General features: G+C 38.5%; 21 protein-coding genes. All 21 read left to right on the forward strand.

Annotation, left to right across the window (positions count from 1 at the left end; translation table 11 throughout):
- On the forward strand, nucleotides 1–658 hold a 658-nt coding region (locus tag QVO39_RS03025), incomplete at its 5' end, for an AMP-binding protein (protein WP_288171706.1).
- A 263-nt stretch (nucleotides 659–921) separates the two neighbouring features.
- A complete protein-coding gene (gene dnaK, locus QVO39_RS03030; RefSeq protein ID WP_018029284.1) occupies nucleotides 922–2838 on the forward strand; it encodes a molecular chaperone DnaK in 1917 nt (638 codons plus the stop codon).
- A gap of 207 nt (nucleotides 2839–3045) precedes the next feature.
- Nucleotides 3046–3603 (forward strand): helix-turn-helix domain-containing protein, encoded by a 558-nt coding sequence (locus QVO39_RS03035; protein WP_021902972.1) that lies wholly within the window; start codon nucleotides 3046–3048, stop codon nucleotides 3601–3603.
- A 13-nt stretch (nucleotides 3604–3616) separates the two neighbouring features.
- Nucleotides 3617–4873: a site-specific integrase gene (locus QVO39_RS03040; RefSeq protein ID WP_021902973.1), complete on the forward strand. Its 1257-nt coding sequence runs from the start codon at nucleotides 3617–3619 to the stop codon at nucleotides 4871–4873.
- Nucleotides 4874–4887: 14 nt separating this feature from the next.
- Nucleotides 4888–5634, forward strand: coding sequence for a hypothetical protein (locus QVO39_RS03045; RefSeq protein WP_021902974.1), 747 nt, complete (start codon nucleotides 4888–4890; stop codon nucleotides 5632–5634).
- A 99-nt stretch (nucleotides 5635–5733) separates the two neighbouring features.
- Nucleotides 5734–6090 carry a helix-turn-helix domain-containing protein gene (locus QVO39_RS03050; protein WP_021902975.1) on the forward strand — a complete coding sequence of 119 codons (357 nt, stop codon included), beginning with the start codon at nucleotides 5734–5736 and terminating at the stop codon, nucleotides 6088–6090.
- 11 nt (nucleotides 6091–6101) lie between these two features.
- On the forward strand, nucleotides 6102–7316 hold the full coding sequence (locus QVO39_RS03055) for a virulence-associated E family protein (protein WP_021902976.1): 1215 nt from the start codon (nucleotides 6102–6104) through the stop codon (nucleotides 7314–7316).
- A 218-nt stretch (nucleotides 7317–7534) separates the two neighbouring features.
- Complete coding sequence (locus tag QVO39_RS03060; RefSeq protein ID WP_021902977.1) at nucleotides 7535–8425, forward strand: DUF8464 domain-containing protein; 891 nt, start codon at nucleotides 7535–7537, stop codon at nucleotides 8423–8425.
- Between the two features lie 143 nt (nucleotides 8426–8568).
- A complete protein-coding gene (locus tag QVO39_RS03065; RefSeq protein WP_021902979.1) occupies nucleotides 8569–8922 on the forward strand; it encodes a plasmid mobilization protein in 354 nt (117 codons plus the stop codon).
- The gene (locus QVO39_RS03070) at nucleotides 8919–9839 is read left to right on the forward strand and encodes a relaxase/mobilization nuclease domain-containing protein (protein WP_021902980.1); all 921 of its coding nucleotides are present in this window, start codon (nucleotides 8919–8921) and stop codon (nucleotides 9837–9839) included. Before QVO39_RS03065 ends, QVO39_RS03070 begins: the two co-directional genes overlap by 4 nt.
- A 2-nt stretch (nucleotides 9840–9841) precedes the next feature.
- Nucleotides 9842–10504 carry a hypothetical protein gene (locus QVO39_RS03075; RefSeq protein ID WP_021902981.1) on the forward strand — a complete coding sequence of 221 codons (663 nt, stop codon included), beginning with the start codon at nucleotides 9842–9844 and terminating at the stop codon, nucleotides 10502–10504.
- A gap of 101 nt (nucleotides 10505–10605) precedes the next feature.
- A complete protein-coding gene (locus QVO39_RS03080; protein ID WP_021902982.1) occupies nucleotides 10606–10836 on the forward strand; it encodes a helix-turn-helix domain-containing protein in 231 nt (76 codons plus the stop codon).
- Nucleotides 10833–15128 carry an AAA family ATPase gene (locus tag QVO39_RS03085; protein ID WP_021902983.1) on the forward strand — a complete coding sequence of 1432 codons (4296 nt, stop codon included), beginning with the start codon at nucleotides 10833–10835 and terminating at the stop codon, nucleotides 15126–15128. Before QVO39_RS03080 ends, QVO39_RS03085 begins: the two co-directional genes overlap by 4 nt.
- A 71-nt stretch (nucleotides 15129–15199) precedes the next feature.
- Entirely contained in the window at nucleotides 15200–16252 is a 1053-nt protein-coding gene (locus QVO39_RS03090; protein WP_021902984.1) for a Fic family protein, read from the forward strand.
- A 26-nt stretch (nucleotides 16253–16278) separates the two neighbouring features.
- Entirely contained in the window at nucleotides 16279–17172 is an 894-nt protein-coding gene (fic, locus tag QVO39_RS03095; protein WP_021902985.1) for a protein adenylyltransferase Fic, read from the forward strand.
- A gap of 73 nt (nucleotides 17173–17245) precedes the next feature.
- Nucleotides 17246–17434: a hypothetical protein gene (locus QVO39_RS03100; RefSeq protein WP_021902986.1), complete on the forward strand. Its 189-nt coding sequence runs from the start codon at nucleotides 17246–17248 to the stop codon at nucleotides 17432–17434.
- Nucleotides 17415–18611 carry an LPO_1073/Vpar_1526 family protein gene (locus tag QVO39_RS03105; protein WP_021902987.1) on the forward strand — a complete coding sequence of 399 codons (1197 nt, stop codon included), beginning with the start codon at nucleotides 17415–17417 and terminating at the stop codon, nucleotides 18609–18611. The genes QVO39_RS03100 and QVO39_RS03105 overlap by 20 nt, the downstream gene beginning before the upstream one ends.
- A 41-nt stretch (nucleotides 18612–18652) precedes the next feature.
- Entirely contained in the window at nucleotides 18653–18946 is a 294-nt protein-coding gene (locus tag QVO39_RS03110; RefSeq protein WP_021902988.1) for a hypothetical protein, read from the forward strand.
- 15 nt (nucleotides 18947–18961) lie between these two features.
- Complete coding sequence (locus QVO39_RS03115; protein ID WP_021902989.1) at nucleotides 18962–19492, forward strand: hypothetical protein; 531 nt, start codon at nucleotides 18962–18964, stop codon at nucleotides 19490–19492.
- Nucleotides 19493–19921: 429 nt separating this feature from the next.
- The gene (rd, locus tag QVO39_RS03120) at nucleotides 19922–20086 is read left to right on the forward strand and encodes a rubredoxin (RefSeq protein WP_021902990.1); all 165 of its coding nucleotides are present in this window, start codon (nucleotides 19922–19924) and stop codon (nucleotides 20084–20086) included.
- A gap of 191 nt (nucleotides 20087–20277) precedes the next feature.
- Nucleotides 20278–21972 (forward strand): tetratricopeptide repeat protein, encoded by a 1695-nt coding sequence (locus tag QVO39_RS03125; RefSeq protein ID WP_021902991.1) that lies wholly within the window; start codon nucleotides 20278–20280, stop codon nucleotides 21970–21972.
- Nucleotides 21973–21983 lie beyond the last annotated feature (11 nt).

Below are 21983 nucleotides of genomic sequence, written 5' to 3' on the forward strand. Positions count from 1 at the left end.
AGAGGTGGAGGCGTTTTTGATGAAGATCGGCTTCCCCATCACGGTCGGCTATGGCATGACGGAGTGCTCCCCTATCATCTCGTATACGGGGAACCGACAGTTTTTACATCACTCCGCAGGGCGTATTCTCCATAAGATAGAGGAAGTGCGTATTGATGGTGCCCAATCTATTGAGGGCAAAATGGTAGGCGAGGTGCAGGTAAGGGGCGAGAATGTCTGCCTCGGTTACTACAAAAACCCGCAGGCGACGGCCGATCTCTTTACAGAAGATGGCTGGATGCGGACTGGCGACCTAGGTTATATAGAGCAGGATACAATATTCCTCCGCGGCCGCTCTAAGGCAATGCTACTCGGTTCCAACGGTCAGAACATCTACCCAGAGGAGATTGAAGCGAAGCTGGCTATGCTCCCCTATGTGAATGATGCTATATTGGTGCAGCGTGACAAGCGTCTAGTGGCGCTACTATCAGTAGATAGGGCAGCGCTGGAAAAGGATGGGCATGCTACCGAAGAGGCGATAAAAGCGATTTTGGATGATCAGCGAAAGCAGGTCAATACTCAGATCGCTAGCTACGCACAGATCGCTGCTATGGAGATGATTGATGGGGAGTTTGAGAAGACACCTAAGCAGAGTATCAAGCGATACCTCTACCACTAACAAGACCTTTGTACAAAGAGGAGCCATCAATTTGAGGGATCCTTATCGGACAAGTCAGACGGATCGGACAGATCGGACGGATCGAACCAATGAGCGGATTTTTGGTTTGGCCTTTCTGAACTGTCCGATTCGTCTGATAAATTGCCGTGCGACATTCTCTTTTTGTGTCAGTCTTAGGTGACAGATTTGGCACGTTGGGAGGGTTGGCACATAGGTTGCTCTTATCTTGTCAGAAATAATTAAATAAAATACTGATTAAGATTATGGGAAAGATAATAGGAATAGACTTAGGAACTACTAACTCAGTAGTGGCCGTCCTCGAAGGCAATGAGCCAGTGGTGATTGCTAATAGCGAGGGCAAGCGTACCACCCCTAGTGTGGTGGCTTTTGTGGAGAATGGCGAGCGTAAAGTGGGTGACCCTGCAAAGCGTCAGGCCATTACCAATCCACAGCATACAGTTTACTCTATCAAGAGGTTTATGGGTGAGCGCTACTCTGCCGTGAAGGATGAGGCGCACCGCCTACCTTATAAGTTGGTAGAGGGGGAGAATGACACCCCACGTGTAGATATTGATGGTCGTCACTACACTCCACAGGAGATTTCGGCTATCATCCTGCAGAAGATGAAGAAGACGGCCGAGGATTATCTCGGTGCAGAGGTGACGGATGCGGTGATCACCGTGCCAGCATACTTTAGCGATGCTCAGCGCCAAGCTACTAAGGAGGCGGGTGAGATCGCAGGGCTCAAGGTACAGCGTATCGTGAATGAGCCTACTGCTGCTGCTCTTGCCTACGGACTAGATAAGAGCCATAAGGATATGAAGATTGCGGTATTCGACCTCGGTGGCGGTACCTTTGATATCTCTATCCTAGAGCTTGGTGATGGTGTCTTTGAGGTGCTTTCTACCAATGGTGATACTCACCTCGGAGGTGACGACTTTGACCACGTAATCATTGATTGGCTGGCTGAGGAGTTTAAGAACGACGAAGGGGTAGACCTACGTAAGGATCCTATGGCACTACAGCGTCTGAAGGAAGCAGCTGAGAAGGCCAAGATTGAGCTCTCAAGCAGTACTTCTACCGAGATCAATCTGCCATATATTATGCCAGTAGATGGTGTACCAAAGCACTTGGTTCGCACCCTCTCAAGGGCTAAGTTTGAGCAACTTAGTGACCGATACATCCAGGCTTGTCGTGGTCCGGTAGCACAAGCCTTGAAGGATGCTGGCTTGGCACCTAGCGATGTCGATGAGGTGATCCTAGTAGGTGGTTCTACCCGTATCCCTGCGGTACAGGAGATGGTGGCTAAAATCTTTGGTCGCGAGCCTTCGAAGGGTGTGAATCCTGATGAGGTGGTAGCTCTAGGTGCTGCTATTCAGGGTGGTGTATTGAGTGGTGATGTAAAGGATGTATTGCTACTTGATGTGACTCCTCTATCTCTTGGTATCGAGACGATGGGTGGTGTGATGACCAAGCTGATTGATGCTAATACCACTATCCCTACCAAGAAGTCGCAGATCTTTACCACTGCTGCCGATAACCAGCCTAGCGTGGAGATCCACGTGCTACAGGGTGAGCGTCCAATGGCAAAGGATAATAAGAGCCTGGGTAAGTTCAACCTCGATGGCATCCCAGCAGCGATGAGAGGGGTACCACAGATTGAGGTGACCTTTGATATTGATGCCAATGGTATCGTGAATGTTTCTGCTAAGGACAAGGGAACTGGGAAGGAGCAGAAGATCCGCATCGAGGCTTCGAGCGGTCTGAGCGATGCTGATATCGAGCGTATGAAGGCAGAGGCAGAGGCCAATGCTGAGGCCGATAAGAAGGAGCGTGAGCGTGTGGATAAGATCAATGAGGCTGATAGCGTGATCTTCCAGACTGAGAAGCAGCTGAAGGAGATTGGCGATAAGATGCCAGCTGATAAGAAGAGCCAGATAGAGGCAGAGCTAGAAAAGCTAAAGGAGGCTCACAAGGCTCAAGATGTGGCAGCTATTGATTCCGCTCTCTCAGGACTCAATGCGATTATGCAACAGATGAGCCAGGAGATGTACGCCAATGCTGGTGCCGATGCGGGAGCACAGCCAGGACCTGATATGGGAGCTCAAGGTGGTGCCTCTGACCAAGGCACTAAGGGCGATGACCATGTCACTGATGCCGACTTTGAAGAAGTGAAATAAAAGTGCTAATAAACGCTAATTAAAAATAGGTAAATCCCAGTAACATAATATGTTGCTGGGATTTTTATTTCTTAATAATAATTAAATCTTGTCGTTTTTAATCGTTTTTGTGCTTATATTTGTACCATATTTGTGCCGCGACTTAATGGGAGATAAAGTGCGACTTAATTTAAAAGATAGATTGATAATCAAATAGATACAAATAGTATGGCGAGTGCAAAATTTCAAATAGAGCGGAAATGCGAAATTTGCGGTAAATCTTTTATTGCAAAGACGCTTACCTCTAGATATTGCTCTAAGAACTGTTCTCAAGCTGCATACAAACAAAGAAAAAAGGAAGAACTGTTAGATGCATTGAAAAGAGAAAAGGCTGCGAGAGTTCCGAAGAATCAACCTTATCTCTCAATAGCTGATGCAACTGCATTATTTGATATTGGACGAGATTCCCTTTATCGCTTAATCAGGAATAAGCAAGTTCGTTATTATAACCTCGGACGAAGGATGATACGTATTTGCAAAGCTGATTTACAAGAACGCTTTAATCTACGTCCTTACGATGAAAGAAGAAAAGAAAAACAATCAGAAGTAAAGACTTATCGGCTTGAGCCTGAAGATTGTTATACGATTGGAGAAATAGCCAAGAAGTTTGGCATCCATGATAGTACTGTATATCTGCATATTCGCAAATATTCTATTCCAACAAGGCAAATTGGTAATTACGTCTATGCGCCAAAATCAGAGATAGACAATTTGTATAAACCCTAACCCACGACATACAATGAGAAAGGAACTTGATAATATAAAGGCAACAGTACGATTGCGAAAGAGTGCTTATCGAAAAGAATGGTACCTGTATATAGAAAGCTATCCTGTGAGAGTAGCTGGAAAAGATTCTCCGCAAAGAGTGCGTGGGTATCTAAACCGAACAATCACTACTCCTATTTGGGACAAAAGCAGAACAGCTCGTACAACCGAAGCAACCCAAACATTCAAACCTAAACGAGATTTGAATGGAATTATCTTGTGTAAAAGTGAGATAGACCAAGAGGCCTGTATTTATGCAGATAGTGTTAGAAAACTACGGCAGCGTGAATATGATAATGCAAGCTTGTATAGTGACACAGAAACCGCACAAGCAGAACAGAAAGAACGATTACAACAAAATTTCATTAAGTACTTTGATAAGGTGGCAGATAAGCGACACCGTAATAGTTCCCTTTCAATTCAAACTAACTGGGAGCGAGTACATGTTTTGTTAAAAATGTTTGCTGGAGACACGCTACTCTTTTCACAGATAGATAATAGATTGGCAGAAGATTTTAAGTTTTTCTTGTTGTCCGCCCCTTGCGGTGGAAGTAAGAAAGGTACAATATCACGAAATACAGCTTCTACGTATTTTTCTATTTTTAAGGCTGCACTCAAACAAGCATTCATAGACGGATATTTGACCATAGATTTATCTGCAAAAATCAAAGGCATACAGGAACAAGAATCCCGAAGGGAATACTTAACTCTTGATGAACTTAACAAGTTAGCTAATACTCCATGTGAACGTGATGTCCTTAAACGAGCTGCGCTATTCTCTGCTCTGACAGGATTAAGACATTGCGATATTCAAAAACTAAAATGGAATGAAATAGCCATAGAAGGAAACCAAGTCAAACTTCTCTTTACTCAGAGAAAGACAAAAGGGGTGGAGTATATGCCTATCTCGGAACAGGCGTTTAAGCTTTGCGGAGAGCCAAGACAACCAGAACAACTCGTTTTTGAAGGATTACCAAATCCATCTTGGATTTCTCGTCCATTAAGGGCATGGATTGAAAAAGCTGGTATTCAGAAACACCTCAGCTTTCATTGCTTTAGGCACACATTTGCTACCCTTCAACTTGCAAACGGAACAGACATCTATACTGTAAGCAAGATGCTTGGGCATACAAATGTCAAAACAACTCAAGTATATGCAAAGGTTGTCGATGAAAAGAAAAATAAAGCAGCCAATGCTATTCAAATAGATATTGAAAATGATAAAACTTAATTCGACAGCATAATATGAATACCAAATATTTTGAACATATTGTAGTATATCTGTCCGTTCTTGTTGTTTGTGTCATCATTGCGTTGTTTGCAAGAGTGGTTGCCTTACGTTTAGGAGTTGATGAATTTACTGCACAAATAGTCTTTTGGAGTGTTGTTGCCATAGGCATCATCATTTATTCTATATTGTCTATTTTGGTAGAGGGACTATTTACGGCACTAGTCAAGTTTTTCTTTCCACAGAAACAAGAAGATAAAACAAATGATAAAGCATCCGACGCTGAGGCTGGACAAGTAGTAGACGGTGTTGGCGGTTCATCTTCCGAACAACAGCAACAATCAATGGACTTTGACTCAATTCGGCAACAGCAACAAAAGATAATGGACCAAAAGGAACAGGATAGACGTACGATAGCTATTAAATATACACAACAGCAATTCGCACCTTATGTTTCAGATAAAGATTTGCTCAAGCTTTGTGAATATATAGAGTTGTACTCCGCTAAGCTTCCCTTATCACACGTTGAACCAATTAATATCAAAGGTTTAGTTGCCTTAGACCTGTTTCATTTTGCTTGGAATATATGGAATCATTTTAGAGTTGGCAAACAAGATGAAATTTCGCAGTTCCTTAAGCAGGTTTTTGCCACCACATTCAAAGATGTAGAAGTTGGAAGTATAAAAAGTCATCTCCGTGATGACGAGAAGAAAGGCACTATTCCCATTGTACAAAGCCTTTCAGACCACCAAATAACAGAATAACACACAAACCTATTGTGTTTTTATAGTGTTTCTTCAGTGTCTTAGGACACAGAGGAAACACTTTTTTCATTTGCACCGTAAAAATCAATAACAAGTATTATGGTACAAAATGAAATCACTTTTGAGAACTTGCCAAAGGCAGTTGCTCACTTAGTCAGCGAAGTTGCTGAAATCAAGAATTTAGTATGTAAAGGACAACCCCCTATTGTTCCTCCCAAACGTATTCCTATTGGAATAGATGATGCGTGTAAACTTATAGGGAAAGCAAAACCCACGGTTTACACCTTAGTACGTAAACGCTTACTACCTTGTTATAAAAATGGTAAGCATCTCTATTTTTTTGAAGATGAGTTGTTGGCATGGATTGAAGGAGGTAAGAAAAAGACTGTTGCCGAAATCAACGAGGAGGCAAAAGCTTTTATTTCTGAGAAACATTCTGATTCTTCCATTTTATAAATATATGCATTATGGAAAAGGAAAGAACTGAAGGGCGAGCCAAGCAATCTAAGAATGAACGTATAGAACAATTCTTGAAAGAGCATTATGCTTTTCGTTTTAATACAGTTAAAAGTAGAACAGAGTTTCGAGAACAAGATTCTAATACTTCATTTCGTCCTCTTACTAAATATGATATTAACTCTATGCGTCGGCTGGTAGATGGGACTTTGGGTATATATACTCCAGCAGATAATATTCGAGCAATATTGGAGAGCGACTTTTGCAATAAAGTTAACCCAATTCGTGAGTATTTGTTGAATCTTCCAAAACCTAAAGGTGAAGATGAATCTGAAATTATAAGGTTGGCAAATTGTGTTGTGGTGAGAAATCCTGATAAGTGGAAACACTACTTTGTAAAATGGTTGGTTGCTGTCGTAGCCAATGCCATGGATGATTTACAGTGTCGTAATCATACATGTTTAGTTCTTACAGGTGAACAAGGAAAATTCAAAACAACTTTCCTTGATTTACTCTGTCCAGAAGAACTGAAGAGTTATCTTTTCACTGGAAAAATAGATCCACAAGGAAAAGATGTACAAACACTAATTGCGGAATATCTTTTTATCAATATTGACGACCAGCTAAAGGCACTCAATAAGAGAGATGAAAATGAATTGAAGAATCTGATAACGACACCAAGAGTAAAATATCGTAGACCATACGACACTTACATTGAGGAGTATCCTCACTTAGCAAGCTTTATGGCATCTGTTAATGGTAATGATTTTCTAACAGATCCGACAGGCAGTCGTCGCTTTCTACCTTTTGAAGTTGAACACATTGATATTGACGCAGCTAAAGAGATTAATATCAATAAGGTGTACTCCGAAGCAGTTGAATTGTGGAGAGTTGACTATCATTATTGGTTCAACGAAGAGGAAATAGCCGAACTGCATCAAGAGAGCGAAGGGTTTCAAGTGCAGACTGTTGAGTATGAAATGCTTCTTAAAGGTATGGAAAAGCCAGCAGCAACCGAAGAGAGTTATATGACCACTTCTGAAATCCTAAACTATTTGCGTGGATATACAACGCTTAACCTAAGTGAAAGGAGAATGGGAGAAGCCTTGAAAAAGGCTGGTTTCTTGCGGAAATCCAAAAGGATAGGTGGCAATCCAATGTATGTTTACCATATACGCAAGATTGTTCCAAATCCCTTTATTCAAAGTTACAATACAAATTATTAATACTACTTTACTACAAAGAGGGATAAGGCATTGAAAGAAAAAAGGTTAGACCGTAGTAAATAATGATATAAGATATTACTACCTCATTACTACCAACCTACCATATACATGTGCAATAATTACTACAAAGATAGTTAGTACTACATGTTTTTCTTTCACTGTCAGCGACTTACAAAACAATTACATTGTAGTAAGTAATAGGTTTAAAAGTTACAAGTATGACAATAAATGAGATTAAAGCAATATCAATTAAAGATTACTTAGGTTGTATGTCTATATATCCAACAAAGAATTATGGTTATTACGGAATGTATAAAAGTCCATTCAGAAATGAACATACTCCAAGTTTCAAAGTTGATTATAACCAAAATCTATGGTATGACTTTGCACTTGATGAAGGTGGGAGTCTTATAGATTTAGTTATGAAATTACATAATTGCAGTTTAGTACAAGCTATAGAGTTGTTTAATGGCAAACAAAATAACCTACCAAAATTCTCCATAGCTAATAGCAAAACAATTTCTCCAAACCAATCACGTATAGAGGTTATTGGCTCTACCAACTTATGTCATCCAAATCTCATAGAATATTTCACACATAGAGGAATCAATCTGAACATTGCGAAAAAATATTGTAGGGAAATCCATTATAGGATTGGTGATAGGAGTTTTTACGCAATAGGATTTCCAAATAATTCTTATGGGTATGCGTTGCGCAATCCATACTTCAAAGGGTGTTTGTCTCCTTCCGATGTGTCGTATGTTCCCAATCCCTCAGAACAAATCAATCTGTTTGAAGGTTTTATGGATTATCTTAGTCTGCTTACGATGAGTCCAGAGGAAGAGAAGAAAGCCGCACTGATACTTAACTCGATTAATAATATCAAAAAGTCAATATTTTTCCTTTCAAAGCACAAACTCATCTGTTCATATTTAGATAATGATGAAGGAGGAAAGCGAACTTTAGAACAACTTAAAAGAGATGATTTTGCTGTTCAAGACTGCTCTTTCGTCTTCCAAAACTATAAAGACCTAAATGAGTATTTATGTGCTGAATTCAAGCATTCAGAGAAAGCAGAAAATAAGAAAATCAAAGGGATAAGACTATAACTATGGGATATGCTTCGCATAATCTATTTTTCGGGGAGCAAGTTTATGTTTTGGGCATACCAAAACCACTTGCTCCACCTCCTGACAGTCGTTGCAGAGGATTATCCCGCTGGTCTCCATCAAATCAAATAAAAGAAACAAGTATGATAAAAACAGAATATAAAAAAGGTGGTCGTCCAACCAAGGGCGTAGCCGAAAAGAAGAAATACCGTATCACGGTGAAACTGAATACGCAGGATTACTATACGCTTAAAGGCAAAGCCAAGAATGCAGGAGTAACCATGAGTGAGTTTGTAAGAAAAGTTCTTGATAAAGGAAATGTCATTGAACGACTGACCGTAGAGCAAGCAGACTTCATCCGCAAGCTGTGTGGAATGGCAAACAATCTCAATCAGTTGGCACATCGTGCCAATGCGGAAGGATTTCATACCATTGCTCCTTTCCATAAAACCATCATTGGCAAGATTGATGAAATCCTAAATCTGATACGAAGATGATAGCAAAAATAATGAAAGGTTCGGGCTTCAAGGGTGTCATCAACTACATCCTTGACCCGAAGAAAGGAACAGAACTCATTGACAGTTCCGGAGTGAGAACAGACAGTATCAACCATATTGTCCAAAGTTTCATCGACCAAACAGAACTTAATCCACGAGTGGATAAGGTTGTGGGACATATCTCCCTAAGTTTCTCTGTACAGGATTCTTCCAAACTCAGTAATGAATGGATGGCGCAGATCGCTTGTGAATACATGGAGAAGATGGGAATAAAAGATACGCAGTACATTATCGGTCGCCACTTTGACAAGGAACATCCACATGTTCATATCGCTTTCAATCGGATAGATAATAACGGAAAGACCATTTCTGATCGTAACGACAGATTCAGAAGTGAGAAGATTTGCAAGGAACTGACCGCCAAATACGGTTTATACTTCGCTACAGGCAAAGAGCAAGTCAAGGAACATCGCTTGAAAGAACCTGATAAGACCAAGTATGAAATCTATCAGGCGTTGAAAACTGAAATTACTCGGTGCAGGGAATGGAAAGACCTTCTTGCTCACTTGAAAAAGCAAGATATTGATGTCCGCTTTAAGTTCAAAAACAACTCACAGGAGGTGCAGGGTATCATCTTTGAAAAGAACGGTTATCATTTCAACGGTTCAAAGGTGGATAGGGGGTTCAGTTATTCTAAGATAGACTTTGCCCTGCAACAAAATAACAGGGAACACGAACAGCAGATGCAAGGAACGATAAATCTTATATCTAATGTTGCAGATGCTACGAGCGAAATAGTCAACGAACTCATAGAAGGAGGATTGGATTTGTTTCAAACTCATGGTACTGTCCCTGCGGAGGTTTACAACACACTCGATAAAAAGAAGAAAAAGAAAAAACGTAAAATACATTTATAACTATGGCTGATAATAATACATTTGTCCTCTTTGAGGAAATCAAAAACAAACTGGAGACAATTTACAGGGAGCTAAAGGAGTTGAAAGAAAAGGAGAACGGTTCTGTTTCCCTCCCTGTTCAATCTACACCAGCACAAAGTGATGAGCAGAAAGAACAGGAATTGCTCAATCAGTATGAACAGCGTACAAAAGACGTGATTAACAAGTATATTGGAGTACAAGTACGCATCAAGGATGAGGAGGCTAAGTCCATGGACAAATTGGTGGCAAGCGTCTTGACCATGTTGCACGAATGGCAGGAACAGAAAGAACATCCACAACCGCAGGAACTGCTTCACAGGCATAGCTTTGACATCAAGTCGTCAAGAGTCTTTACTACTGTGGTGGCTGTGTCTATCATCTGTTTTATTTCTTTGGTCGGTAACTACTTCTTGTGGCAAAGCAAACAGCAATACAAAGACGATGCCTTGAAATTCCGTATCATCAGAGTATGGAGAGGATGTGGTCCAAAGGAAATCCTATGGCTCAATGATGTGTTCGATATTCATCGCAATACTGCAACAATTAAAAGAATCAAAAAACATACAGATGATTATAATGTGGGACTGAAAGCAAAAGCAGATAGTCTAATGCAGAATAATCTACAAAATAAGAAAGGCAAATAGAATTGTAGATATAAGACTTTTGAAGGAGGAGAAAATATCTCCTCTTTTTTATTTCTTATGCAAGAAAATTTACTATATTTGTAAACAATCATATAATATTTATGGGAAGTCCAACTAATAGAATTAAAGAGGTGCTTATCGAGAAAGGGATTAAGCAAACATGGCTTGCCGAGAAACTCGGTAAGAGTTTCACTATTGTCAACTCATATGTTTGCAACCGTCGACAGCCAAGCCTCGAATTGCTATTTCAAATAGCAGAGATCTTGCAGGTTAATCCAAAGGATTTAATAGTGTTTGTAGATAAGGAATTGAGTAAAGAGCAACTTAAATGAAAGATCTGAATTTACAGCCCAATAAATCATCTTGGGCTTCAAAACGTTTGGATGAAAAATCTGTTCGGCTACTACGGAAAATCTTAGAAGATAAAAGGGTTGACACTTCTAACATTGAAGAAGGTGGAACAGAAGCAAATACAGATGGGTATATTAGTATTTTGGATGTCGATGATACAATTATCGCAAAAGTTACAGTGCAGATAAAGCATTATAATAACAACGCTATCAGTGAGAAGGGCGTCTGTTATGACATCCCGACATCGCTTCTTGCGTATGCCCATAGAATGAAAGGAGAAGTTGTTTTGTTTATCACTTGTGATACTAACAACGATATCGTTTATTGGAAGTATATTGACAGAGCTTTTGTTGAGAGTCAAATTGCTAACTCGGAAAATATTCAACAGACTTACAGGTATTATTTTAAAGACAACGAAAATCTTACAGAAAATAATGTTGACTCGGTCATTGGTTTATGGGAAACATTATACCATGAGCAAATGTTATCATTAAAAGATGAAAAGTCAAAATTATTAGATTTTTTAGATATAAACCTGAAATCTTTTGAAGGAATAACGACTACATTTTATGGATTAAAAGAATCTCATATAGCTAGAAAAGAAACAGATCAATTATTTGATTGGATACAAGGCGATTTGACATCTAAAGATTGTCAATTAAAACTTCTGGTTGGAAATGCAGGAGTCGGGAAAACTGTTATCATTAAGGATTTACTGGATAAACTTACCGCAGCAGGAATTAAGTGTCTGACGATTAAGGCAGATTATTACAACATTACAGAAAATGAAACTTCTGATTTTTCTTTGGAGAGATTACACGCTTCACTGAATTTATTAGTATCTGAGCATAAGAGAGTTGTTTTTATTATAGACCAAATAGATGCATTATCCCAATATTTATCTAACGATAGAGATAAGCTAAATATACTCTTGAATGTAATTGCTGCATGGGAAAAGGAGTATAGCAAAGACATAAGAATAATAGTGTCTTGTAGGAAGTATGATTTAGAATATGACCCATCATTAAGTCAATTAAAAGAGCATAGCACTGCTATTGAGGTGAATAGATTGGATGATAAGGATGTTGAGTATGTTATTAACAAATTAGGTTCTGGTCTTTATTGTAAATTAACATCTCAAACAATTACGATACTAAAAACTGCCCAATATCTAGATGTCTTTTGTAGGTTATATGGCTCTGGCAATGTTAGAGAATACAATTATCAAAACTACATGGAGTTATATGATGGCTTGTGGTTGTCATTGATAAATTACGCAAACGAACATACGCCTTGTAGCAATTTGGAAGATGTCATGTTTGAAATTGCAAAGTCTGTTCAAGAAGCGGAAACTTTAACTCCAACATGGTTAATAACGGCAAGCAACAATAAAGCAACAAGATATTTAGCGAGCGAGAGTATAGTAAAATATAACAACAAAAGGATCTCTTTCTTTCATCAAACTTTCTACGATTATGTACTTGCAAGGTATTATGTATCAAATAAGAAGTCTTTTATTACTGAATTGAAAAAACGATTTCAAGGATTAGAAATACGTTCCTCAATTAAAATTTTCTTAGATTTTGAGAGGGAACATTCTGACTCTTTGTATAAAAAAGATATTAATACAATAATATTTTCTGATGATATTCGTTTACATCTGAAGCAACTGGCTCTTTCTATACTCTCATATAGTGATGCTATATATAAGTTCGAGATTGATATCATTAAGAAATTGCCCAAACTCAATCACCAATTATTTATTTATTTCCTTTCGACAACATCGAATCCTTTATGGTTCCCTACGATAAAGGACTTGATACAACCTTTTGCGGCTGGGCTTACCACCGAAAACGATTATTTTAATCCACTGCGAATTTTGTTTTCCAATTATGCCTCGAAATTTCCCGACGATATTTATGACATGGTAGATACTATAAAGGACATTTCTACTAAAGAGGAAATTACGATGTGGATATTGCGCAATCATAATGATTATTCGAATGAGAAAGTAAGAGATAGTTACATTAACTTAAAAGTAAAACCCAATTTCGATTTGGCAAGTTGTGTCATGGATGCAATTGATACCAATCTGAATTTTGCTTTGGAAGAGACAGAGGAACTTCTCATTAACTACTTTGTTAATAACAATAAGCATAAGTCGCATTACGATTACGAGTTGTTTGAACAGATATGTGAAAGATTCTACAAAGAATACCCGAAAGATTTTTTAGTGATAGCTTACGATTGTTTTGTACAAATAGTTTCCAAAACAAGAAAACAAAGCTATCAGTGGTATTCGACAAATGAAATTTTCAGTAACTATATGTCTGATTATGCAGAAAAGTTTTTTAACTGGTTAGGAGATCTCCTTACACAAAATATTGATGACCAAGATTTTGGTACCTCTATGGTGGAAAAATTATTATCTCTTGAGGAGGAATCTGCGTTTATTTTATCTTTCAAGGTAATTGCTGCAAAACCAACTCTATTTGACACATATATCAAGAATTTAGTTTCAAATGATGAAGAATTAGATAAGTTCATCGAATTTGGTGACGTTAGGTATTATTTCTTAGAAGCTCTATCTAAGTGGTATCTTTCTGTATCGCATGAAAAACAAGTAGAGTATCAGAGGGATATCTTGAAATATAGATCAAAAGGAGACTATATACATAACAATGATAGAAGATACACTGAACTTGTGTTACCTTATCTTGGCTGGCATAAGTGGCAGTTACTATGTTGTACCATTTTAGAATCAACATTAACGAAAGAAGCCAAACGGTGTAAACAAGAACTTTGTCGGCGTTTTAATGGTACATATACAAATGAAAAATTTGACTATCATGTAACAGCGGCATCCATTTGTGGAGGTATAACAACACAAGAGATTTATAACCATTTCTCTCCCGAGAATTGGCTATCCTCTTTTGGTAAATTAGATGAACGAAGGGCTTTTCGCAAAGGCAATTTTTCACCAATTAGTCTAAGAGCACATGCAGAAGCATTTACTAAATGTGTAGAGAATTCTCCAGAAAAGTATAAGAGATTTATCTTCTCTTTGCATGATAATCCAAACATCAAATCCATGTACCAAGAAGCTGGATTATTAGGATTGCTTTTAGGTGGGGCTGAAAAAAAAGAGTTAGTCTCATTGTTCCAAAGGTATATGGATGTGGACTATATAAAAAATAATGCATATACTTTTGAACAACTTGCCACGAACTATACAAAGGAAGAAAATTGCGTGATAGATGATTTGATACCGATACTTATACAAGCAATAAAACAACCATTACTTTTAAAAGATGAGCAAGAAGATTTGCACTGTAAAAGCTTAGCAGATATTGTACAACACAAATTGGGTGTTGCTATCAATAGTTTTCAAGGTCATGCATTGAATATCCTTATATCTATTTGTGCGTTATCCACCCGTCGTGCCCAGATCTATCATCTTTTAAACCTATTATATAAGGACTTAGCAATAGAATTGCGCTTAGAGGTTTTATACTACATATACTATAAGGAATATTATGATGAAGTGTTAACTGATAAATTATTCTCTGTATATTTATCTGGTAGTGGAGCCTATGGGCTAATGGTAAGAGCAGATGTAATACAGTCTCATTATTATTTTAAGACAGATTCCATGCGTGCATACATTTCTGATCTTATGAAAGATAATAGATGCCATGTTATTTTGGCTCAGATATTCTTTTATGGATTATATCATAAAGACATAAGGAATGTATGCAGGCAAAATCTAAATAAAATTTTATTGTTGAATAATGAGAAAGTAATAGCGATGATGGTAAGACTTTCCTTAAAAAATATTTCTGAACCTTGTTATAGGGAAACAGCAAATGATATTGTGCTATGTCACATTGCGGATAATAGAGAAGAGATTGTAAAATCATATGAATATCATATAGATAGCCTATCTGTAGAAGATTTCAATCTATTTAAAGAGATTACAAATAATTGGAACAATAAAACGCATCGGGAACGTCTTTCTCAGATTAAATATCTAGAAAAATGTGCTAGTATGCTACCATTAGATTGTTACCTGTATATAAAAGCGCATGACTTCTTGCATTCTGATGATTTTTACCTTAGAGAAAAAATTGTGAAACTTTTATTAGGTATATATAAACAAATGAAAAAAGAGGAAAATTTGAACGCAATGAACAAAATAATGGACTTGTTTGATGAATACATTATTTTACATTCTTTTATCGTAAATGATGCAATAGAAAAGTTAGGTGTATAATTAACTTACTATCTTTAGTTTGATGAATGGTACATCCGTGGTAAAAATATTAAATGATATAAGAATTTGACATGACCGACTTTGAAGAATATATCCGACAGAGCGAACCGCATAAACGAGAGAAAGGTTATGCGTGGCAGACTGCTATTGGTTTGCAGGCTGTTGATGGGCTGAAGACTTCAGACTATCTGCGTCAAACAGCTTGTCAACATATTGAGGGCGATATTACGATTGAAGAGGTGAAGCGGCTTGTCAATAGCTATTATGAGTCGATGACAGCCCGTAAGGACGTAGAAGACAGAACAGAGGAAGCAGATAAAGTTTCGGCTCGTATCACCGAATTGCTGTCCGAGCAGAGTTTTACATTCTCGCCATTAGAATATATTTCTATTCATCGCCGATTGTTTGAAGGCATCTACGAACACGCCGGTAAGATAAGAGATTACAATATTACTAAAAAAGAATGGGTACTGAATGGAGAAACTGTGCTGTATGCAGGTGCAGATAGTATTCGTGAGACGCTGGATTATGACTTTGCCCGTGAAAAGGAATACAATTATAGACACCATGACACAATGGAAGCCGTGAATCATATTACTCAATTTATTTCAGATCTTTGGCAAATTCACCCTTTCGGTGAGGGTAATACTCGTACAACGGCAGTCTTCACTATCAAGTATCTGCGCACATTTGGTTTTGACATCAGCAACGAAACTTTTGCTCACTATTCGTGGTACTTCCGCAATGCACTGGTTCGTGCCAACTATAACAATATGCCTAAAGGGATTTTTGCGACAACACAATATCTTGAAGCGTTCTTCCGTAACCTGATATTAGATGAACAGAATGAATTGAAGAATAGATACCTGCACGTGTCGGCAGAAAGTCAAAGTGCAACAGGTAATGACCCAAAGTGCAATATTTGCACTTTGAATTGCACTTTAGAAGAATTAGCAGTACTCAACTTTATTAAAGAGAAACCGAATGCAACGCAAAAAGAAATAGCTGTGCATATCGGAAAATCAGAACGAACGGTAAAGACGATGACCGTAAAATTATCTATACAAGGCATTCTTGAACGCAAGAACGGTCGGCGCAATGGCTATTGGGTTATAAAAAAATAGCAAAACGAACATCTAAATTCCCATCTATGGAAGCGCATAAAGAACAACATAAAAAATCTATTCGTTTTTTCAACGACCGTGAAGTACGTGCCGTATGGGACGACACACACAATAAGTGGTGGTTCTCTGTGCTGGACATCATTGCTGCAATTAACGAGCAAGACGATTATCAAAAGACAAGGAACTATTGGAAATATCTCAAAACTAAGTTGAAGAAGGAGAATAACGAACTGGTTAGTGCTACTAACCAGTTGAAGTTGCAAGCCCCAGATGGGAAACAACGATTGACAGATATGTTGGATGGAGAAGGGGTTGTTCTACTGGCAAAAGCAATACCCAATGTCAAGGCAATGGGATTTCTTGATTGGTTTACTTACAGCGATAATACCATTGATGGACAGAGTAAGAAGAAAGCCTACCAACTTTTTGAGAGTGGACTCTTGAAAACAGCAGAGCCTGGTAGTATCAAATGTCTGCAACAGATTCACGCTTATCTCTTTGGAGGACTGTACGACTTTGCTGGGCAAATTCGTACGAAGAATATATCCAAAGGAGGTTTTACTTTCGCTAATTGTATGCACTTCCCTGAAACCCTGCAAACAATAGAGCGAATGCCAGAAACTACTTTTGATGAGATAATGGACAAATATGTTGAAATGAATGTAGCACATCCATTTATGGAAGGTAATGGTCGTAGCACTCGCATTTGGCTCGACCTCATGCTGAAGCGTTCTCTCAAGCGGTGTGTAGATTGGAGTCAGATAGATAAAAACGAATATCTATCAGCAATGCGTGAGAGTGTTTCTGATAGTACACACATCAAAGCTTTGGTACTGCCTGCACTCACCACCAAGATTGATGACCGAGAAATGTTTATGAAGGGCATTGACTATTCATATTATTATGAACAAAAGGATTGATTTATAAGATGAAACATCATCCTATTTTTTGATGAAATTAATTATATTTACAACAAAATTAATATAGAAAAATATGGAATGGATATTTGAAGGAATCGGCACTAATATATTAGTTCTTATAGTTACATTTTTACTTGGTGGATTTACTGGCTACAAAATAGGAATCCACCAAAAGACTAATTTAAAACAAAGCGCAGGTGATAATGCCACACAAAGTCAAACAGGAATTATAAATAATTACTATGGAGATAAACAAAAGTGAGCAAACTGCTGGTGATAATTCTACGCAGGTACAAGCTGGGACTGTAAATAATTATTATAATACCACAAATATTGTTGGGATTGATGAAGAACGTGCCCGTACTATTTGTAAGGAAGAATATGCCATTGCAAAAGCTAATTGGACTCAAGAAGCCCAAGGTATTGCCCAAGAACGCGTAATAGCATTAGAGGACAAACTAATACCAAAGATGCAACAGCATGATGAAACCCTAAAAATCTTTGGGGATCCTGCTTTTCAATTTATTTTAAGAAAAGCGCAAATATCAGCTGCTTCAAGCGGAGAAGAAAGAGATTTAGATATGCTTTCTGAATTAATCGTTCATAGAGCAGAGCAAAATGGTAATAGAGAAAGAACATTAGGTATATCAAAAGCAATTGAGATCATAGATCAAATTCCAGAATCCAGTTTAATAGGGCTTTCAACCTTCTACGCTATACATAGATATGTGCCAGAATCCTTTGACATACATCAAGGATTAAAAACTCTTGATAATCTACATAAGAGTATCCTTAATGATATAGAATTGCCTATTGGTATACAATGGATAGAAAATTTGGATGTGCTCTCTGCTGTTCGAATCGCCCCTTCGGGAATACAATCTTTTAAGAAAATGGAAGAATTTCTATCTAATAAATTAGCATGTTTACCTATGGGAATTGAACGAAATTCACCAGAGTATAACGAAATGCTCTTGGAACTACATAAAGTTGGACTCTATGACTGCAAAGAGAAAATAGCAGAACTTTATGAGGATAATAGGGATAACAGAAATGCTCTGAAAATAGAAATGCCGTTATTTAAAGAGCATCCGTTAAGAGAAGGCTTCCTTATATGTGTGGTTCCTCCTAAATACTTTATAGATGATGGTAGCATTATTGTAAAAGTTAATGTAGACTCTAAAGAGTTTGATCTTCCCCTAAATGAGGAACAATATCTTGCATATAAGCATCTCTCAGAAATAACATACAAGGATGGTCGTAATGTTGAATCATTAAAATCAAATCTTATCAAAGAATGGAATAACTATGAAACCCTAAATAAAGTAATGGTATGGTGGAATCAATTACCATTATTTTTTGAAATAACACCGATTGGAGTTGCTATTGCAAATGCATATATTAGGACTAAATATCCTGCTATCCCAAGTATGTATTAAAAGATAAATCCATTATCTATGATATCTAAAAATTATACCACATGATAAGAGAAACTTTTTCCGATAAGTATAATGAGGAAGTGAGGATAGTTATTCGCGAGCTATTCAATATTTGCAAGCAGGCAATGAAGCATCCTGGAGATTTATTGGTATGTCAACAAAATGGCTTCATAGGCTTAGGTGCTCCTAGTTTAGGTCTTGGGATAACAGGATTAAACTATATGCAGCAACTTAATCAAATAGTTTATCCTGGAATTGGAAAAACGACAAATGATAATGAGTGCTTTGTAAATTCAAGATCTATTTCCTTTAATGGCACTACGGATTTTGAATAATCCATAGAAGAAGAAATGCATAGGTATCAATTGATTTGGGAAAATGGGTATTTTCTAAAGACACTGAAAGAAATCAGTCATCTTCTTAATGGTGAAAATTACGATTGGAAATTAGATATTGATAGCAAGACAAGAGCTACGAGAAGCAATTATATTAAAGACGCTATTCTTACCAAGTTCTCAACAGCTCCTAAATTTCAAAATTTGTTGGAAGAAGCATACAACAAAGATTTAAGGAATGCAATTGCACATACACAGTACAGATTAATTCAGGGAGGTATTGTTTTGACAAGCATCAAAGACGATAATCACCAACCATTTTATGGCATTACATTTGAGAAATGGGAAGAAATATATTCTAAGGCATGGTTCCTATTACGATATATTTTTAGTGGATTAAATGATATTATGGAACTCTATTATGTTCCACTTGCGAAAGAAAAAATCTCAGGTGGAATCCCTATTCTGATACCAAATGGTAAAAAATGGAGCGAAACTTATGTATACTATTTTGAAAGAGGAAACAGGTGGACTTTTCATAAATGAAATTACCTAACGCCTCCTTATAGATCCATATATGAAATAGATAACTTGAATAATACAGATTCGGACTAATAACCTCCAAGATGCTTTTTAATCAGTACTACTCAAATTGAGGAAACATTTTTGTACCATGCGAATATAAATCACTGATAATCAGCGTAAGATATATTTGAAGAAGTGAAGTAAGCGTATTGAATACTTACTATAGGCAATAGGGTGAGCCAAGTTTTTGGCTCACCCTATTTTTATGCATTGCATGGCGGTGAGGGGCATCTACAATCAAAGATAATAGTCACTATAAGCTTTTGGCTGTAATTATGTTGGGAGAGGGTTGCCCGATATCACTATTTTTAGGTATCTTTGGCATGGATAGGCAGTTGTGGCTTATCCAGTGATATTGAAATATTTCACAAAACATAAAATAATAGGAATATGCAGAAGTATATTTGCGAGCCATGTGGCTATATCTATGACCCAGAGCTGGGTGACGAAGATGGTGGAATTGCACCAGGTACTCCATTTGAGGACATTCCTGAGGATTGGGTTTGCCCCGTTTGTGGTGCAGAGAAGAGCGACTTCGCTCCTTACAACGAATAAGACTAACCCCCTGATAGGGTAGAAATTAATTGCTGAACAGCTACATGGTTTATCTATGTGGCTGTTCGCTATTTAGAATGCCACGACAGTCACAATATTAGAAGGACAATGGTTTAATAATGTGGCGTAAAATGGGTATATTTGTAACTGCGGAAATTATTTACGTTTTAATTATATAAGTATTTGACTTTATGAAAATCAAGAATCTTCTGCTGAGCACACTCTTTGCAGCACTTGTAGTGCTGATGTCGTCGTGTGCAGGCAAGTTAAAGCCACTGGATGCTAGGCAAGTATCAGTTGATCCTCAGCCACTTGTGCTAATTGGCGGTGAGGTGCCAGCAACCATTAACATCAACTTCCCAGCTAAGTGGTTCAATAAGAATGCCGAGGTGAGGGTAACGCCAGTGCTTAAGTATGCTGGTGGTGAAGTGTGGGGAACCACTTATAACTTCCAAGGCGAGAAGGTACGTGGAAATGCCACCACTATCCCTTATGGTATGCCAAAGAGTGTGACCATCCACTCCAACTTTAAGTACAAGCCAGAGATGGCAAAGAGTGATCTCATCCTGATCTTCTCTGCACGCATTCGTGGCAAGGAGGTACAGCTTCCAGATGTTAAGATCGGCGAGGGTGTTGTGGCTACTGAGGCTCTTGCTAGTGCGGCCTTTACCACTCCTGCGATTGCGCCCGACGCTTTCCAGAGAATTATCAAGGAGAAGTACGATGCTGATATCCACTTCCTTATCCAGCAAGCGAATGTGCGTAGCACTGAGCTCAACTCTGCCGATGTGCGTGAGTGGAAAGGGATTGTGGAGAGTGCCAATATCACTCCCAACCAAAATGTAGATGTAGAGATTCAGGCCTATGCTTCACCAGATGGTGGTCGCGAGCTCAATGAGAAGCTCTCGGCACAGCGTGAGCGTAACACCACTGCTACCATTGGGCGAGACCTCAAGCGTGCCAAGGTAGAAGTGCCTATGTCAGCACACTATACAGCTCAGGACTGGGAAGGTTTCCAGAAGCTAGTGGAGCAGTCCAATATTCAAGATAAGGAGCTGATCCTATCTGTCCTCTCAATGTACAAGGATCCTGAGACTCGTGAGCGCGAGATTAAGAATATCTCTTCTGTCTTTAGTCAGTTGGCCGATGAGATTTTGCCACAGCTCCGTCGTTCTCGTCTGATTGCCAATATCGAGATCATCGGTAAGAGCAACGAGGAGATCGCAGCACTTTCAAAGAGTGAGCCAAGCAAGCTGAATGTAGAGGAGCTCCTTTACTCTGCGACTCTAACGAATGACAAGGCAGAGCAACGTAGGATCTACAATCAGGCGGTGGCTCAATTCCCAGCCGATGCACGTGCCTACAATAACCTTGGCGTGCTAGCCTATGAGAATGGCGATTACGCTACAGCAAGTAGCTACTTCCAAAAGGCTGCAACCAAGTCTCAGCTCCCTGAGGTGAAGATGAATCAAGGGCTACTGCAGCTACTAGATGGCAACCTCGAGGAGGGTGAGACCCTGATCGGGCAGGCTACTAATGTGCCTGAGCTAGGTGAGGCTCTTGGGCTGATCTATATACAGAAGGGTAAATATGCTGAGGCTGCCAAGGCACTTTATGATGTAGCAACCAATAATGGTGTATTGGCTCAGATCCTTAATAAGGACTACAATCGTGCCAATCAGCTACTCAACCAGATCGTAGCTAAGGATGCTACCACATACTACCTACAAGCATTGATGGGGGCTCGTACCTCTCAGACCGATGTGATGACTGAGGGTATACGTCAGGCAGTACGCCTACAGCCAAGTATGGCTACTAAGTTCCTCAACGATAGAGAGTTTGCCCGCTATGCTAGCCAGAGCTACTTCCAGAGTGCACTGAAGTAAGCACTTCTCTT

This window comes from Porphyromonas sp. CAG:1061 (assembly GCF_000435035.1).
GTDB classification, from domain to species: domain Bacteria; phylum Bacteroidota; class Bacteroidia; order Bacteroidales; family Porphyromonadaceae; genus Porphyromonas_A; species Porphyromonas_A somerae.

What these genes read in the sequence shown, in the direction of transcription:
- QVO39_RS03060 (WP_021902977.1), top strand. Translation starts at nt 7,535, where the DNA reads ATGACAATAAATGAGATTAAAGCAATATCAATTAAAGATTACTTAGGT.
- QVO39_RS03125 (WP_021902991.1), top strand. Translation starts at nt 20,278, where the DNA reads ATGAAAATCAAGAATCTTCTGCTGAGCACACTCTTTGCAGCACTTGTA.
- QVO39_RS03115 (WP_021902989.1), top strand. Translation starts at nt 18,962, where the DNA reads ATGCATAGGTATCAATTGATTTGGGAAAATGGGTATTTTCTAAAGACA.
- QVO39_RS03050 (WP_021902975.1), top strand. Translation starts at nt 5,734, where the DNA reads ATGGTACAAAATGAAATCACTTTTGAGAACTTGCCAAAGGCAGTTGCT.
- QVO39_RS03090 (WP_021902984.1), top strand. Translation starts at nt 15,200, where the DNA reads ATGACCGACTTTGAAGAATATATCCGACAGAGCGAACCGCATAAACGA.
- QVO39_RS03040 (WP_021902973.1), top strand. Translation starts at nt 3,617, where the DNA reads ATGAGAAAGGAACTTGATAATATAAAGGCAACAGTACGATTGCGAAAG.
- QVO39_RS03085 (WP_021902983.1), top strand. Translation starts at nt 10,833, where the DNA reads ATGAAAGATCTGAATTTACAGCCCAATAAATCATCTTGGGCTTCAAAA.
- QVO39_RS03065 (WP_021902979.1), top strand. Translation starts at nt 8,569, where the DNA reads ATGATAAAAACAGAATATAAAAAAGGTGGTCGTCCAACCAAGGGCGTA.
- QVO39_RS03100 (WP_021902986.1), top strand. Translation starts at nt 17,246, where the DNA reads ATGGAATGGATATTTGAAGGAATCGGCACTAATATATTAGTTCTTATA.
- QVO39_RS03105 (WP_021902987.1), top strand. Translation starts at nt 17,415, where the DNA reads ATGGAGATAAACAAAAGTGAGCAAACTGCTGGTGATAATTCTACGCAG.
- rd (WP_021902990.1), top strand. Translation starts at nt 19,922, where the DNA reads ATGCAGAAGTATATTTGCGAGCCATGTGGCTATATCTATGACCCAGAG.
- QVO39_RS03080 (WP_021902982.1), top strand. Translation starts at nt 10,606, where the DNA reads ATGGGAAGTCCAACTAATAGAATTAAAGAGGTGCTTATCGAGAAAGGG.
- QVO39_RS03070 (WP_021902980.1), top strand. Translation starts at nt 8,919, where the DNA reads ATGATAGCAAAAATAATGAAAGGTTCGGGCTTCAAGGGTGTCATCAAC.
- fic (WP_021902985.1), top strand. Translation starts at nt 16,279, where the DNA reads ATGGAAGCGCATAAAGAACAACATAAAAAATCTATTCGTTTTTTCAAC.
- QVO39_RS03055 (WP_021902976.1), top strand. Translation starts at nt 6,102, where the DNA reads ATGGAAAAGGAAAGAACTGAAGGGCGAGCCAAGCAATCTAAGAATGAA.
- dnaK (WP_018029284.1), top strand. Translation starts at nt 922, where the DNA reads ATGGGAAAGATAATAGGAATAGACTTAGGAACTACTAACTCAGTAGTG.
- QVO39_RS03110 (WP_021902988.1), top strand. Translation starts at nt 18,653, where the DNA reads ATGATAAGAGAAACTTTTTCCGATAAGTATAATGAGGAAGTGAGGATA.
- QVO39_RS03045 (WP_021902974.1), top strand. Translation starts at nt 4,888, where the DNA reads ATGAATACCAAATATTTTGAACATATTGTAGTATATCTGTCCGTTCTT.
- QVO39_RS03075 (WP_021902981.1), top strand. Translation starts at nt 9,842, where the DNA reads ATGGCTGATAATAATACATTTGTCCTCTTTGAGGAAATCAAAAACAAA.
- QVO39_RS03035 (WP_021902972.1), top strand. Translation starts at nt 3,046, where the DNA reads ATGGCGAGTGCAAAATTTCAAATAGAGCGGAAATGCGAAATTTGCGGT.